The organism is Streptococcus sp. M143, assembly GCF_000162495.1.
Taxonomy (GTDB): domain Bacteria; phylum Bacillota; class Bacilli; order Lactobacillales; family Streptococcaceae; genus Streptococcus; species Streptococcus dentisani.
Window position 1 is genome coordinate 282,869 of sequence record NZ_GG730093.1, and the last position, 14,090, is coordinate 296,958.

The 14,090-nt window shown below is 44.0% G+C and carries 17 protein-coding genes; 15 read left to right on the forward strand and 2 right to left on the reverse strand.

Annotation, left to right across the window (positions count from 1 at the left end; translation table 11 throughout):
- Window position 1 precedes the first annotated feature (1 nt).
- The 5 genes from rmuC (at window position 2) to pflA (ending at window position 5,356) form a co-directional block, all read left to right on the forward strand.
- A complete protein-coding gene (rmuC, locus tag HMPREF0850_RS05635) occupies window positions 2-1,258 on the forward strand; it encodes a DNA recombination protein RmuC (RefSeq protein ID WP_000450915.1) in 1,257 nt (418 codons plus the stop codon).
- The gene (locus HMPREF0850_RS05640; protein WP_000703207.1) at window positions 1,248-2,189 is read left to right on the forward strand and encodes a 3'-5' exoribonuclease YhaM family protein; all 942 of its coding nucleotides are present in this window, start codon (window positions 1,248-1,250) and stop codon (window positions 2,187-2,189) included. Before rmuC ends, HMPREF0850_RS05640 begins: the two co-directional genes overlap by 11 nt.
- Before the next feature lie 104 nt (window positions 2,190-2,293).
- Complete coding sequence (gene purR / locus HMPREF0850_RS05645) at window positions 2,294-3,121, forward strand: pur operon repressor (protein ID WP_002874197.1); 828 nt, start codon at window positions 2,294-2,296, stop codon at window positions 3,119-3,121.
- A 66-nt stretch (window positions 3,122-3,187) separates the two neighbouring features.
- Window positions 3,188-4,444: a diaminopimelate decarboxylase gene (locus HMPREF0850_RS05650; protein WP_000856541.1), complete on the forward strand. Its 1,257-nt coding sequence runs from the start codon at window positions 3,188-3,190 to the stop codon at window positions 4,442-4,444.
- Window positions 4,445-4,561: 117 nt separating this feature from the next.
- Window positions 4,562-5,356, forward strand: coding sequence for a pyruvate formate-lyase-activating protein (gene pflA, locus HMPREF0850_RS05655; protein ID WP_001288277.1), 795 nt, complete (start codon window positions 4,562-4,564; stop codon window positions 5,354-5,356).
- Between the two features lie 74 nt (window positions 5,357-5,430).
- Here the strand turns inward: pflA and yidC are convergent, their stop codons facing one another.
- Together yidC and HMPREF0850_RS05665 are read right to left on the reverse strand one after the other, a co-directional pair.
- Window positions 5,431-6,351, reverse strand: a complete 921-nt coding sequence (gene yidC / locus HMPREF0850_RS05660) for a membrane protein insertase YidC (protein ID WP_025168371.1) — start codon at window positions 6,349-6,351, stop codon at window positions 5,431-5,433.
- A 77-nt stretch (window positions 6,352-6,428) separates the two neighbouring features.
- Window positions 6,429-6,707: an acylphosphatase gene (locus HMPREF0850_RS05665; RefSeq protein WP_001174620.1), complete on the reverse strand. Its 279-nt coding sequence runs from the start codon at window positions 6,705-6,707 to the stop codon at window positions 6,429-6,431.
- Between the two features lie 33 nt (window positions 6,708-6,740).
- Between HMPREF0850_RS05665 and HMPREF0850_RS05670 the strand changes: the two genes are divergently transcribed.
- The 10 genes from HMPREF0850_RS05670 (at window position 6,741) to HMPREF0850_RS05705 (ending at window position 14,073) form a co-directional block, all read left to right on the forward strand.
- Complete coding sequence (locus tag HMPREF0850_RS05670) at window positions 6,741-7,481, forward strand: TrmH family RNA methyltransferase (protein WP_004246533.1); 741 nt, start codon at window positions 6,741-6,743, stop codon at window positions 7,479-7,481.
- A 54-nt stretch (window positions 7,482-7,535) separates the two neighbouring features.
- Window positions 7,536-8,219 carry a Bax inhibitor-1/YccA family protein gene (locus tag HMPREF0850_RS05675; protein ID WP_001076875.1) on the forward strand — a complete coding sequence of 228 codons (684 nt, stop codon included), beginning with the start codon at window positions 7,536-7,538 and terminating at the stop codon, window positions 8,217-8,219.
- A gap of 108 nt (window positions 8,220-8,327) precedes the next feature.
- A complete protein-coding gene (asnA, locus tag HMPREF0850_RS05680) occupies window positions 8,328-9,320 on the forward strand; it encodes an aspartate--ammonia ligase (protein WP_000747987.1) in 993 nt (330 codons plus the stop codon).
- A 64-nt stretch (window positions 9,321-9,384) separates the two neighbouring features.
- Entirely contained in the window at window positions 9,385-9,924 is a 540-nt protein-coding gene (gene rsmD / locus HMPREF0850_RS05685; protein WP_000706947.1) for a 16S rRNA (guanine(966)-N(2))-methyltransferase RsmD, read from the forward strand.
- A complete protein-coding gene (gene coaD, locus HMPREF0850_RS05690; protein ID WP_001280709.1) occupies window positions 9,914-10,402 on the forward strand; it encodes a pantetheine-phosphate adenylyltransferase in 489 nt (162 codons plus the stop codon). The genes rsmD and coaD overlap by 11 nt, the downstream gene beginning before the upstream one ends.
- A complete protein-coding gene (locus tag HMPREF0850_RS05695; protein ID WP_000730769.1) occupies window positions 10,386-11,423 on the forward strand; it encodes a SepM family pheromone-processing serine protease in 1,038 nt (345 codons plus the stop codon). Before coaD ends, HMPREF0850_RS05695 begins: the two co-directional genes overlap by 17 nt.
- 55 nt (window positions 11,424-11,478) lie before the next feature.
- Complete coding sequence (locus tag HMPREF0850_RS12705) at window positions 11,479-11,709, forward strand: DUF1146 family protein (RefSeq protein ID WP_002892633.1); 231 nt, start codon at window positions 11,479-11,481, stop codon at window positions 11,707-11,709.
- Between the two features lie 22 nt (window positions 11,710-11,731).
- Window positions 11,732-13,015 carry a UDP-N-acetylglucosamine 1-carboxyvinyltransferase gene (murA, locus tag HMPREF0850_RS05700; RefSeq protein ID WP_000411923.1) on the forward strand — a complete coding sequence of 428 codons (1,284 nt, stop codon included), beginning with the start codon at window positions 11,732-11,734 and terminating at the stop codon, window positions 13,013-13,015.
- Window positions 13,002-13,208: a DNA-directed RNA polymerase subunit beta gene (locus HMPREF0850_RS0103155; protein ID WP_000828205.1), complete on the forward strand. Its 207-nt coding sequence runs from the start codon at window positions 13,002-13,004 to the stop codon at window positions 13,206-13,208. Before murA ends, HMPREF0850_RS0103155 begins: the two co-directional genes overlap by 14 nt.
- Window positions 13,209-13,248: 40 nt before the next feature.
- The gene (locus HMPREF0850_RS05705) at window positions 13,249-14,073 is read left to right on the forward strand and encodes a DNA/RNA non-specific endonuclease (RefSeq protein WP_001036766.1); all 825 of its coding nucleotides are present in this window, start codon (window positions 13,249-13,251) and stop codon (window positions 14,071-14,073) included.
- Window positions 14,074-14,090: the final 17 nt, after the last annotated feature.

The following is a 14,090-nucleotide window of genomic DNA, read 5'->3' on the forward strand; positions in this document are numbered from 1 at the left end:
GATGGAGACTGTATTATTACTATTATTAATTGTCAACCTAGCTGGACTCTTTCTGATTTGGCAAAGGCAGGATAAGCATGAAAAACATCTAAGTAAGAGTTTGGAGGATCAGGCAGATCACTTGTCAGATCAGTTAGATTATCGTTTTGACCAAGCCAGACAAGCCAGCCAGTTAGACCAAAAAGACTTGGAAGTGGCTGTCAGCGACCGTTTGCAAGAAGTGCGAATGGAGTTGCACCAAGGCTTGACGCAAGTTAGACAGGAGATGAACGAGAATCTCCTCCAAACCAGAGATAAGACCGACCAACGCCTCCAAGCCCTGCAGGAATCAAATGAGCAACGTTTAGAACAAATGCGCCAGACAGTCGAGGAAAAACTAGAAAAGACCTTACAGACCCGCTTGCAAGCATCCTTCGAGACAGTTTCCAAGCAACTGGAGTCTGTCAATCGTGGCCTTGGAGAAATGCAGACAGTTGCCCGTGATGTCGGAGCTCTCAACAAGGTTCTCTCTGGGACCAAGACGCGAGGGATTCTGGGCGAATTGCAACTGGGGCAAATCATCGAAGACATCATGACTCCTGCCCAGTACGAACGAGAATACGCAACGGTTGAAAACTCTAGCGAGCGAGTAGAGTACGCCATCAAGTTACCTGGCCAAGGCGACCAAGAATATGTCTACCTACCGATTGACTCCAAGTTTCCACTGGCGGATTATTATCGCCTAGAAGAAGCCTATGAAGCAGGCGATAAGGACGAAATCGAACGTTGTCGCAAGTCACTCCTAGCTAGCGTCAAGCGCTTTGCCAAGGATATCAAGAGCAAGTATCTAGCGCCACCTCGGACGACCAATTTTGGAGTTTTGTTTGTTCCGACAGAGGGACTCTACTCAGAAATCGTCCGCAATCCGGTCTTCTTTGATGACTTGAGACGGGAGGAGCAGATTATTGTCGCAGGTCCAAGTACCCTATCAGCTCTGCTTAACTCTCTATCAGTTGGCTTCAAAACTCTCAATATCCAAAAGAGTGCTGACCATATCAGCAAGACCCTAGCTAGTGTCAAGACCGAGTTTGGCAAGTTCGGAGGCATTCTGGTCAAGGCACAAAAACATCTCCAACATGCCTCTGGCAATATTGATGAATTATTAAACCGTCGTACTACAGCTATCGAGCGGACGCTCCGTCACATTGAGTTATCAGAAGGTGAGCCTGCGCTTGATCTACTCCATTTCCAAGAAGATGAGGAAGAATATGAAGATTAGTCACATGAAAAAAGATGAGCTGTTTGAAGGCTTTTACCTGATCAAGTCAGCTGACCTGAGACAGACGCGTGCTGGGAAAAACTACCTAGCCTTTACCTTCCAAGACGATAGTGGCGAGATTGAAGGAAAACTCTGGGATGCCCAACCTCATAACGTTGAGGCCTTTACCGCAGGGAAAGTCGTCCACATGCAGGGACGTCGAGAAGTCTACAACAACACTCCTCAAGTCAATCAAATCACTCTCCGCCTGCCTCAACCTGGGGAACCCAATGATCCAGCTGATTTCAAGGTCAAGTCGCCAGTTGATGTCAAGGAAATCCGTGACTACATGTCGCAAATGATTTTCAAGATTGAAAATCCTGTCTGGCAGCGTATCGTTCGTAGTCTTTACACCAAGTACGATAAGGAATTCTACTCCTATCCAGCTGCCAAGACCAACCACCATGCCTTTGAGACGGGTTTGGCCTATCATACAGCAACCATGGTGCGTTTGGCAGATGCCATTAGCGACATCTACCCTCAGCTCAACAAGAGCCTCCTCTATGCGGGGATTATGCTGCACGACTTGGCCAAGGTTTTAGAACTCAGCGGTCCGGATCAGACGGAGTACACAGTGCGAGGCAATCTCCTTGGCCATATAGCCCTCATCGATAGCGAAATTACCAAGACTGTCATGGAACTGGGCATCGATGATACTAGAGAAGAAGTGGTGCTACTGCGCCATGTCATCCTCAGTCACCATGGCTTGCTGGAGTATGGAAGTCCAGTCCGTCCACGCATTATGGAGGCAGAAATTATCCATATGATTGACAATCTAGATGCCAGCATGATGATGATGTCAACAGCTCTAGCTTTGGTGGACAAAGGAGAGATGACCAATAAAATCTTCGCTATGGACAATCGTTCCTTCTATAAACCAGATTTAGATTAATGATTTAAGAAAAACGAGCATTTTTTACGCAAGAATGTTCGTTTTTTTATGTGAATATGGTATAATGGATAAAATATCAAAATTAAATGGAATGGTAAATAAAAATGAAATTAAGAAGAAGTGATCGGATGGTTGTCATTTCCAACTATTTGATTAATAATCCATACAAACTAACAAGTCTCAATACCTTTGCAGAAAAGTACGAATCTGCTAAATCATCGATTTCAGAGGACATCGTGATTATTAAGCGCGCCTTTGAGGAAATTGAAATCGGTCATATTCAGACTGTGACTGGAGCAGGTGGTGGCGTTATCTTTACACCATCAATCTCAAGCCATGAAGCCAAAGAAATGATCGCAGATTTGCGTGACAAACTTTCAGAAAGCGACCGTATCTTGCCAGGTGGCTACATCTACCTGTCTGATTTGCTCAGTACACCTGCCATTTTGAAAAATATTGGGCGTATCATTGCCAAGAGCTTTATGGACCAAAAAATCGATGCCGTTATGACAGTAGCAACTAAAGGTGTTCCGCTTGCAAATGCAGTTGCCAACGTCCTCAATGTTCCATTTGTCATTGTGCGCCGTGACTTGAAAATTACCGAAGGTTCAACGGTCAGTGTCAACTATGTTTCAGGTTCAAGTGGTGACCGTATTGAGAAAATGTTCCTTTCAAAACGCAGCCTCAAGGCAGGCAGTCGTGTTTTGATCGTGGATGACTTCTTGAAAGGCGGCGGAACTGTCAACGGAATGATCAGTCTCTTGCGTGAGTTCGATTCTGAACTAGCTGGTGTCGCAGTCTTTGCAGACAATGCCCAAGAAGAACGTGAAAAGCAGTTCGATTACAAGTCACTCTTGAAAGTAACCAATATTGATGTCAAGAACCAATCCATCGATGTTGAGATTGGAAATATCTTTGACGAAGACAAATAAGAGATAGAACTAAAGGTTGGAACGATTGTCCCAGCCTTTCTTTGCAAACAGAATAGAAAGAAGCTTATGAAAACACCATTTATCAGCCGTGAAGATTTAGAAACAATTGTTGCAGAGTTCCCGACTCCCTTTCACTTGTATGATGAGAAGGGGATTCGTGAAAAAGCCCGAGCAGTCAACAAAGCCTTTTCTTGGAATAAGGGTTTTAAAGAATATTTTGCCGTCAAGGCTACCCCAACACCAGCCATATTGAAAATTCTCAAAGAGGAAGGTTGTGGTGTGGACTGTTCTAGTTATGTGGAGCTCCTGATGAGCCATAAACTTGGGTTTGCAGGCTCTGAGATGATGTTCTCATCGAACAACACGCCAGACAAGGAATATGCTTATGCGCGTGAATTAGGCGCAACAATTAACTTGGATGCCATTGAAGATATTGAACATCTAGAGCGTGCAGCAGGCATCCCAGAAATCATCTCTTGTCGTTATAATCCAGGCGGAGTCTTTGAATTGGGAACAGACATCATGGACAATCCTGGGGAAGCCAAGTTTGGTATGACCAAGGCTCAGCTTTTTGAAGCCTTTGCTGTTTTGAAAGAAAAAGGAGCCAAGACTTTTGGGATTCACTCTTTCCTAGCTTCCAATACCGTCACCCATCTCTACTATCCAGAGTTGGCTCGTCAGCTTTTTGAATTGGCCGTTGAAATCAAGGAGAAATCAGGTATTTCACTGGACTTTATCAATCTTTCTGGCGGAATCGGAGTCAACTACCGCCCAGATCAGGAGCCAAATGACATTGCTGTGATTGGTGAGGGAGTTCGTAAGGTTTATGAGGAAGTCCTCACACCTGCAGGTCTTGGTCAGGTCAAGATTTTCACTGAATTGGGCCGTTTTATGCTGGCGCCTCACGGAGTTCTCGTCACAAAAGTCACTCATAAAAAGAAAACCTACCGTACCTATCTTGGTGTAGATGCCTCAGCAGTCAATCTCATGCGTCCTGCCATGTATGGAGCCTACCACCATATTACCAATCTGACCCATCCAGATGGCCCAGTGGAGGTCGTAGATGTGGTTGGATCTCTCTGTGAAAACAATGATAAATTTGCAGTGAACCGCGAACTACCTCATACAGAAATCGGTGATTTGCTGGTGATTCATGATACAGGTGCACATGGATTCTCCATGGGTTATCAGTACAATGCCAAATTACGCTCTGCAGAAATCCTCTATACTGAAGAAGGCAAAGCCCGCCAAATCCGCCGTGCAGAGCGCCCTGAGGACTATTTTGCAACCTTGTATGGCTTTGATTTTGAACCCGATCATTAAAAAAATGAAAATGAAAGTGAAAAACAGATTGCTTTCTAAAAAATAGACAAAAATCTTGTTTTTCCCTCAAGTCGTGATATAATAAAACTATAAAACGGTTTCAAGGAAGGTGACGATATGTCTGAAGAAACAATTGACTATGGACAAGTGACAGGAATGGTGCATTCGACAGAGAGTTTTGGGGCGGTAGATGGCCCTGGGATTCGTTTTATTGTCTTTTTGCAGGGCTGTCACATGCGTTGCCAGTACTGCCATAACCCTGATACATGGGCTATGGAGACCAATAAATCACGCGAACGGACAGTAGACGATGTCTTGACAGAAGCCCTTCGTTATCGTGGTTTCTGGGGAGACAAGGGAGGAATCACTGTTAGTGGTGGAGAGGCACTCTTGCAGATTGATTTCTTGATTGCCTTTTTTACCAAGGCTAAGGAAAAAGGAATCCACTGCACCTTGGACACCTGTGCCCTTCCTTTCCGTAATACACCACGTTATCTCGAAAAGTTTAATAAACTCATGGCGGTGACAGACTTAGTTCTCTTGGATATCAAGGAAATCAATGAAGAACAGCACAAGATTGTAACCAGCCAAACCAATAAAAACATCTTGGCCTGTGCCCGGTACCTATCAGATATTGGGAAGCCTGTTTGGATTCGCCACGTATTGGTTCCAGGATTGACAGATAGAGACGAGGATTTGATTGAACTCGGTAAATTCGTCAAAACCCTTAAAAACGTTGACAAGTTTGAAATCCTACCTTATCATACGATGGGAGAATTCAAGTGGCGTGAACTTGGGATTCCATATTCGCTTGAGGGGGTAAAGCCACCAACAGCAGATCGTGTCAAGAATGCCAAGGAGCTTATGGATACAGAAAGTTATCAAGACTATATGAAACGTGTTCATGGATAAAAAAGAAGCCTGATGGAGACATCGGGCTTTTGTGATGCAAAAAGACTTAGCCTTTCAGCTAAGCCTTTTGAGTCTTATCTAGATCGTTGTTTACCAGAGTTGCGGTTTTTCTTTTTCTTATTGGTCGTGATCGCTTGAGCCTGCTTAGGAGTCACGTCTTTTCTTGCACCTGCAGAAGGGCTGACTTTCGGAGGGTTCTTTTCGTATTCTTCACGTACTTTTTGACGAAGTTTTGGACGAACGACATAGTTGACGATAAACTGTTGGAGAATCATCATGAAACCACCGACAACCCAGTAAAGTGTTACACTGGCTGGTGAGAAGAGGGAGAAGATAACAATCATGAGTGGGCTCATGTAGATCATTTTCTTAAGTTGTTCTCTTTGCATCTCATCTTCTACTCCATGAAGCGAGAGGAGAGATTGGATGTAGTAAAGAATACCTGCAAAGGCTACGAGGAGCATGCTTGGTGAGCCTAGTTCGATACCGAGAAAGCTAGATCCTGCGACCCCTTCAGTATGTTGGGCTGCAAAGTAGATAGCAGAGAAGAAAGGCATTTGGAGCAAGATAGGGAAACATCCGACGCCTCCTAGCATGCTGATACCATGTTCTTTTTGGGCGGCAAAGAGAGCTTGTTGAGCCTCAAGTTTTTCTTCTTGAGTTGTTGCTTCTTTTAGACGTGTTTGATGTGGTTCAAGCACGTGTTTGAGGGCGTTCATCTTTTCAGAGTGAAGCGTCGCCTTCCACGATTGGTAGATACCGAGCGGCAAGATAATTAAACGCACGATAATGGTGACGATGATAATCCCCATCCCAAAACCAAGTCCCATATCATTAGCAAAGTATTTGATGGCCTCTGCCATAGGCGCTCCGATGGTGTTCCAGATAAATCCAGTCGGTTCTCCAGTCGTTTTATCAACAGAAACGCAACCTGTCAAGACGAGTAGCATAGCCACTCCCATAGCAGAGAGGGCAAAACGTTTAATAGATTTCAATGTTTTCATTCCTTCTTTAAAAATTATACCTTTCTATTCTACTGTTTTTTTGTAAAATATACAATAGTTCTGGAGACCTAATTTGCGACTTTGAAGTCCGAATAGGATGAAAAGTTGCTCATTTGCACATCTAGATAGGTAACTTTTGAAAAAGGCGTTGGACCTTTACGGATTTCTTGGATAAATTTTGCCATAGTGGCAGAGGAGTCTGCCTGAGCAAGAATTTCCACTGTGCCATCGTCATTATTCCAGACACGACCAGTGATGCCACCGATTTCAAGCGCTAGAGTATAAACGCCCCAGCGAAAACCAACACCCTGCACCCTACCTTGGGCAATCATTCTAACCTTTTGCATACCAAACCCCTTTGATTGTGTTATAATATTTCTATGACTATTATAACCTCAAAAGCCAATTCTGTGGTAAAAAATGCCAAGAAATTGCATCAAAAAAAATATCGAAAGTCTGCTTATTTGATTGAGGGTTGGCACTTATTCGAAGAAGCTGTTCAAGCTGGAGTGACGATTGAGAAGATTTTTGCCCTAGAAAGTTACCGAGATCAGCTAGCGGCTTTTCCTCAAACTGTCTGGGTTTCAGAGGAGATTTTGCGGGATTTGGCAGATTCTCAAACACCACAGGGAATCGTAGCAATCGTCCAAAAAGAAGAAGTAGGACTGCCTGATCTTCGTCAGGGTAAGTTTCTATTTTTAGAAGATGTTCAAGATCCTGGTAATGTTGGCACCATGATTCGGACTGCGGATGCGGCAGGTTTTACAGGGGTCATTGTTTCAGACAAGTCAGCAGATATATACAGCCTCAAGACCCTGCGTTCCATGCAAGGAAGTCATTTTCATTTGCCCATCTATCGTATGCCTGTTGCCACCTTTGTAGAAGGGGCTAAAAAGAGTGACTTGCCCATTCTGGCAACGACCTTATCGAGAGAGTCAAAGGATTATCGTGAGCTTTCTCCCCTAGAAGACTTTGTTTTAGTCATGGGAAATGAAGGACAGGGGATTAGTTCTGTCATGGCTGAGAGTGCTGATCAGCTGGTTCATATAAGCATGAAAGGTCGAGCAGAAAGTCTCAACGTGGCAGTTGCAGCAGGCATTTTGATGTTTTATTTCAGCTAATTTATAAAATCTTTGTTATAATCAAGACATATTTATAGAAAAAGGAGAATCAGAATGAATCAAACAATTATTCAAGAACGTTCAGGTCTCAATCAATTTTACGCTAAGGTTTATGCCTTTGTGGGACTTGGGATTGGTCTGTCAGCTCTCGTGTCAGCTTTGATGTTGACGGTCTTTCAGACTCAATTGGTCTACTTTTTAATGCATGGTCGTCTCTGGTTGATGATTGCAACTTTTGCAGAACTTGGTCTGGTCTTTGTTGCGAGTAGCATGGCTGCTAAAAACAGTCCAGCAGCTCTCCCAGTATTTTTAATTTATTCTGTTTTAAATGGCTTCACACTTAGCTTTGTCGTAGCCTTCTATACACCTGGGACCGTCTTATCAGCCTTTGTATCCAGCGCCCTTCTCTTCTTTGTCATGGCAGCAATCGGAATTTTCACTAAGAAAGATTTGAGTGGAATGGGACGTGCTCTGATGGCTGCGCTTGTTGGCCTCATCATTGCCATGATTGTGAATATTTTCTTAGCTAGTGGTTTCTTTGACTACATGATTAGTATTGCCATGGTCTTGGTCTTCTCAGGTTTGATTGCTTGGGACAACCAAAAGATTCGCTATGTTTATGAGCAGTCACGAGGGCAAGTAGCGACAGGTTGGGTCATTTCAATGGCGCTCAGCATCTACCTAGACTTTATCAACCTCTTCCTTAGCATCTTACGAATCTTTGGTCGAAACGATTAATGAATGACAGAGTCAGTGTTCTAAAGAGCGCTGACTTTTTCTTATTTACTCTTTCCTTTTCTTGAAAATAGGTGTATAATGCTTTTAATTAATTTTTTAGGAGTAGTTATGAAGAAAAGCTTTATTCATCAGCAAGAAGAAATTTCTTTTGTTAAAAACACCTTTACCCAGTATTTGAAAGATAAACTAGAAGTCGTGGAAGTTCAGGGACCTATCTTGAGCAAGGTCGGCGATGGTATGCAGGACAACCTGTCCGGTGTCGAACATCCAGTATCTGTCAAGGTTTTGCAGATTCCAGATGAAACCTATGAAGTCGTTCACTCACTTGCCAAATGGAAACGCCACACCTTGGCTCGTTTTGGTTTCGGTGAAGGTGAGGGTCTGTTTGTTCACATGAAGGCTCTTCGTCCAGACGAAGATTCGCTGGATGCAACCCACTCTGTTTATGTAGACCAGTGGGACTGGGAAAAAGTGATTCCAAATGGACAACGTAATATCGCCTATCTCAAAGAAACCGTTGAAAAGATTTATAAGGCTATTCGTCTGACAGAGCTGGCAGTAGAAGCACGCTATGATATTGAATCTATCTTGCCAAAACAGATTACCTTTATCCATACGGAAGAGTTGGTGGAACGCTATCCAGATCTAACACCGAAAGAGCGTGAAAACGCAATCTGTAAAGAGTTTGGTGCAGTCTTCTTGATTGGTATTGGTGGCGAGTTGCCTGACGGGAAACCTCATGACGGCCGCGCACCTGACTACGATGACTGGACAACAGAGTCTGAGAATGGCTACAAGGGACTGAATGGGGATATTCTGGTTTGGAATGAATCTCTTGGATGTGCCTTTGAACTTTCCTCAATGGGGATTCGGGTAGATGAAGACACGCTTCGTCGCCAAGTTGCCCTTACAGGAGACGAAGATCGTCTTGAGTTGGAATGGCATAAGGCTCTGCTTAACGGCCTTTTCCCATTGACAATCGGTGGGGGTATCGGACAGTCTCGGATGGCCATGTTCCTTCTTCGTAAGAAACACATCGGAGAGGTTCAGACCAGTGTCTGGCCTCAAGAAGTCCGCGACACTTATGAAAATATCTTGTAGGGAATCGAACCGTAAGGTTCGGTTTTCTTTCTCTTTTTGCCTATAATTTGGTATAATAAACGGTATGAAAATCGTATCAGGAATCTACGGAGGGCGTCCCCTCAAGACGCTAGAAGGCAAGACGACGAGGCCGACATCAGATAAGGTGCGTGGAGCTATCTTTAACATGATAGGCCCCTATTTTGAGGGTGGTCGTGTCTTGGATCTTTATGCTGGCAGTGGCGGTCTGTCTATTGAAGCTGTGTCAAGAGGGATGTCCCATGCTGTCTTAGTGGAACGGGATCGAAAGGCACAAGCTATCATCGCTGAAAATATCCAAATGACCAAAGAAGTTTCTAAATTTCAGCTCTTAAAGATGGAAGCTGAGCGTGCTTTGGAGCAAGTTACAGGTCCCTTTGACCTGGTCTTTTTAGATCCTCCCTATGCCAAGGAACAAATCGTTGCAGATATCGAAAAAATGGCGGAAAGAAATCTCTTCTCTGAAGAAGTCATGGTCGTCTGCGAAACCGATAAGTCTGTAGAACTTCCAGAAGAAATCGCCTGCTTAGGCATCTGGAAGGAAAAAATATATGGGATTAGTAAGGTGACAGTCTATGTCAGATAAAATTGGATTATTTACAGGATCATTTGATCCGATGACAAATGGACATCTGGATATCATTGAACGCGCCAGCAAACTCTTTGATAAGCTCTATGTCGGGGTGTTCTACAATCCCCACAAACAAGGTTTTCTCCCTGTTGAAAATCGCAAACGGGCAGTCGAAAAAGCTGTGGCGCATTTAGATAATGTAGAGGTAATAGCTTCTCACGACCAATTAGTTGTTGATGTTGCAAGAAGATTGGGAGCTAAAACTCTTGTCCGTGGTTTGCGGAATGCTACAGACTTGCAATATGAGGCTAGTTTTGACTACTACAATTATCAACTGGCTCCAGAAATCGGGACTGTCTACCTACATAGTCGCCCAGAGCATCTCTATATTAGCTCGTCAGCCGTGAGAGAGCTCCTGAAGTTTTGTCAGGAGATTCAGCAATATGTCCCAAACAGTGTTGTGGAGGAATTAGAACATGAAGAAAAAAACTAGATGGCCCTTATATGTCATCCTAGCACTAGTATTGACTTTTTTAGCCTTTGTAGTACCTTTACCATACTACATAGAAGTTCCAGGTGGAGCGGAAGATATTCGTCAAGTTTTAAAAGTCAATGAAACAGAAGACACAGAAGCAGGAGCTTACCAGTTTGTGACAGTTGGGATTCGACATGCAACCCTGTCGCATCTTGTCTATGCTTGGTTAACACCTTTCACGGATATTAGAAGCGCTCAGGAGACTACGGGTGGCTCTACTGATGCAGAGTTTATGCGGATCAATCAGTTCTACATGCAAACTTCTCAAAACATGGCCAAGTATCAAGGCTTGAAGACGGCTGGCAAGGATATAGAACTCAAGTACCTGGGAGTCTATGTCTTGACCGTGACAGAAAATTCAACTTTTAAGGGCATTCTGAACATTGCGGATACAGTGACGGCTGTTAATGACAAAACATTTGACAGTTCAAAAGACCTGATTGATTATGTCAACTCTCAAAAACTAGGGGATCCAGTCAAGGTAACCTACGAAGAAGACGGAAGAGTCAAGACTGCTGAAGGTAAAATTATCACTCTTGAAAACGGGAAAAACGGGATTGGGATTGGTTTAATTGACCGTACGGAAGTGACCAGTGATGTTCCAATTCGCTTTTCAACAGCTGGTATCGGGGGTCCAAGTGCAGGTCTCATGTTTAGCCTAGCTATTTACACCCAGATAGCAGATCCAGGACTTCGTAATGGCCGCATCGTTGCGGGAACGGGAACTATTGATCGCGATGGAAATGTTGGCGATATTGGTGGAATTGACAAAAAAGTAGTTGCAGCCTCTCGTCAGGGAGCCAACATCTTTTTTGCTCCTGACAATCCAGTCACCGAGGAAGCGAAAAAAGCAGATCCCAATGCGAAAAGCAACTATGAAACAGCCTTAGAAGCTGCTAAAACCATCAAGACAGAGATGAAAATCGTTCCCGTAAAAACCTTACAAGATGCGATTGATTACCTCAAAAAGAATCCCTAATTCGTAGAAAAATCGAAAACTAGCGCGCAAGCAGAGAAGATGGTATAATAGTCAAATGGTTCAATTATTATTCACTCTAAGTAGTCATATACTCTTTATTTATTTGAGTTTTTACCTTTTGAAGGACCTTGTGAGATGGGAAAAGGTTTTAAAAGTGACCGCTACTAACACAAAAAAAGTTCGTTTGTTGGTAGGCTTCTTTAGTATTGTAATGGGCTACATCTTGAGTTCATTCTTTATCAGTTTGTACCAACTGTGGCAAGAAGCACTTAGAGGACTGTTATAAAATCAAAAGTAAAGGAAAAACTATGGAAAAAATTGTGGTTCAAGGCGGAGATAATCGTCTGGTCGGGAGTGTGACGATCGAGGGAGCAAAGAATGCAGTCTTGCCCTTGTTGGCAGCGACTATTCTAGCAAGCAAGGGGAAGACAGTCTTGCAGAATGTCCCAATCTTGTCAGATGTTTTCACCATGAATCAAGTGGTTCGTGGTCTGAACGCCAAGGTTGATTTTGATGAGGAAGTTCATGTTGTCGAGGTCGATGCGACTGGTGATATCACGGAGGAAGCTCCATACAAGTATGTCAGCAAGATGCGGGCATCGATCGTTGTCTTAGGACCAATCCTTGCTCGCGTAGGCCACGCCAAGGTATCCATGCCAGGTGGTTGCACTATTGGGAGTCGTCCGATCGACCTCCACCTCAAAGGTTTGGAAGCTATGGGGGCAAAGATTAGCCAGACAGCTGGTTACATCGAAGCCAAGGCAGAACGCCTGCATGGAGCTCATATCTACATGGACTTTCCTAGTGTTGGCGCAACACAAAACCTCATGATGGCAGCGACTCTAGCTGATGGTGTGACGGTCATTGAAAATGCTGCGCGTGAGCCAGAAATTGTTGACCTCGCTATTCTCCTTAATGAAATGGGAGCCAAGGTCAAGGGAGCCGGTACAGAAACAATCACAGTGACTGGTGTTGAGGAACTCCATGGAACAACTCATAATGTGGTACAAGATCGTATCGAAGCTGGAACCTTTATGGTGGCTGCAGCTATGACTGGCGGAGATGTCCTCGTTCGTGATGCAGTCTGGGAACATAATCGCCCCTTAATCTCAAAACTACTTGAAATGGGTGTTGAAGTGACAGAGGAATCAGAAGGCATCCGTGTTCGTTCTCAACTTGAAAACCTCAAGGCTGTTCATGTAAAAACTTTACCACATCCAGGCTTCCCAACAGATATGCAGGCGCAATTTACAGCTCTGATGACAGTCGCAAAAGGGGAATCCACCATGGTGGAAACGGTGTTTGAGAATCGCTTCCAACACTTAGAGGAAATGCGCCGTATGGGCCTGCATTCGGAGATTATCCGTGATACAGCTCGTATTGTCGGAGGACAGGCTTTACAGGGGGCAGAAGTTCTATCAACGGACCTTCGTGCCAGCGCAGCCTTGATTCTGACAGGTTTGGTAGCACAAGGAGAGACAGTTGTCGGTAAATTAGTCCACCTTGATAGAGGTTACTACCGCTTCCATGAGAAGTTAGCTCATCTAGGAGCGAAGATTCAGCGGATTGAGGTTGATGATGAAGAGGAATAGAAATAAAAATAAGAGAATACGCTATGTACTCCGTCGCTTACTGTTGATTTTTATCGTACTCTTGCTGGGATTCGTTGCTTTAGGAATCGGCTTGATGATTGGCTATGGTATCTTAGGAAAGGGACAGGATCCGTGGGCTATCTTGTCTCCGGCGAAGTGGCAAGAATTGATTAGCAAATTTACAGGAAATTAGGCTGGGAGACCAGTCTTTTTCTAAAGAAATAAGGAGAAAAATGAACAAAAAAACGAGACAGGCTCTGATAGGGTTACTTATATTCTTACTCTTGGCTGCTGGAAGCTATTATATCAAGCAGATGCAGTTGACATCAAACACGCCTAAAACCAAAGTTAGTCAGAAAAAACAAGCTTCAGAAGCTCCTAGTCAGGAGCTGGCTGAAAGTGTCTTAACCGAGTCGGTCAAGAATCAAATAAAAGGTGGTCTAGAATGGAATGGGGCAGGTGCCTTTATTGTTAATGGTAATAAAACCAATCTAGATGCTAAGGTTTCTAGCAAACCCTATGCGGATAATAAAATAAAACCAGTCGGGAAAGAGACCGTCCCGACTGTTGCCAATGCTATCTTATCCAAAGCGACTCGGCAGTATAAGAATCGTGAAGAGACTGGAAATGGATCCACCTCTTGGACGCCACCAGGATGGCATCAGGTCAAGAATCTAAAGGGAACCTATACACATGCAGTTGATAGAGGACATCTGCTGGGCTATGCCTTGATAGGTGGTTTGGATGGTTTTGATGCCTCTACCAGCAATCCCAAGAACATTGCAGTCCAGACAGCTTGGGCAAACCAAGCGCAGGCTGAGGATTCGACAGGTCAGAACTACTATGAGAGTTTGGTCAGAAAAGCCTTGGACCAGAATAAGAGAGTCCGTTATCGGGTGACGCTTCACTATGCGACAAATGAGGATCTAGTTCCATCCGCTTCACAAATCGAAGCCAAGTCTTCGGATGGTGAATTGGAATTCAATGTCCTGATCCCCAATGTTCAAAAGGGAATCCAGCTTGATTACCGAACAGGTCAAGTCACAGTGACAAACTAGAAACAATCTACAAAAGA

Coding starts and splice junctions, on each gene's coding strand:
- HMPREF0850_RS05705 (WP_001036766.1), top strand. CDS start 13,249: ATGAACAAAAAAACGAGACAGGCTCTGATAGGGTTACTTATATTCTTA.
- pflA (WP_001288277.1), top strand. CDS start 4,562: ATGTCTGAAGAAACAATTGACTATGGACAAGTGACAGGAATGGTGCAT.
- HMPREF0850_RS05695 (WP_000730769.1), top strand. CDS start 10,386: ATGAAGAAAAAAACTAGATGGCCCTTATATGTCATCCTAGCACTAGTA.
- purR (WP_002874197.1), top strand. CDS start 2,294: ATGAAATTAAGAAGAAGTGATCGGATGGTTGTCATTTCCAACTATTTG.
- HMPREF0850_RS12705 (WP_002892633.1), top strand. CDS start 11,479: ATGGTTCAATTATTATTCACTCTAAGTAGTCATATACTCTTTATTTAT.
- HMPREF0850_RS05675 (WP_001076875.1), top strand. CDS start 7,536: ATGAATCAAACAATTATTCAAGAACGTTCAGGTCTCAATCAATTTTAC.
- HMPREF0850_RS05650 (WP_000856541.1), top strand. CDS start 3,188: ATGAAAACACCATTTATCAGCCGTGAAGATTTAGAAACAATTGTTGCA.
- murA (WP_000411923.1), top strand. CDS start 11,732: ATGGAAAAAATTGTGGTTCAAGGCGGAGATAATCGTCTGGTCGGGAGT.
- rsmD (WP_000706947.1), top strand. CDS start 9,385: ATGAAAATCGTATCAGGAATCTACGGAGGGCGTCCCCTCAAGACGCTA.
- coaD (WP_001280709.1), top strand. CDS start 9,914: ATGTCAGATAAAATTGGATTATTTACAGGATCATTTGATCCGATGACA.
- HMPREF0850_RS05670 (WP_004246533.1), top strand. CDS start 6,741: ATGACTATTATAACCTCAAAAGCCAATTCTGTGGTAAAAAATGCCAAG.
- HMPREF0850_RS0103155 (WP_000828205.1), top strand. CDS start 13,002: ATGAAGAGGAATAGAAATAAAAATAAGAGAATACGCTATGTACTCCGT.
- HMPREF0850_RS05665 (WP_001174620.1), bottom strand. CDS start 6,707: ATGCAAAAGGTTAGAATGATTGCCCAAGGTAGGGTGCAGGGTGTTGGT.
- rmuC (WP_000450915.1), top strand. CDS start 2: ATGGAGACTGTATTATTACTATTATTAATTGTCAACCTAGCTGGACTC.
- asnA (WP_000747987.1), top strand. CDS start 8,328: ATGAAGAAAAGCTTTATTCATCAGCAAGAAGAAATTTCTTTTGTTAAA.
- HMPREF0850_RS05640 (WP_000703207.1), top strand. CDS start 1,248: ATGAAGATTAGTCACATGAAAAAAGATGAGCTGTTTGAAGGCTTTTAC.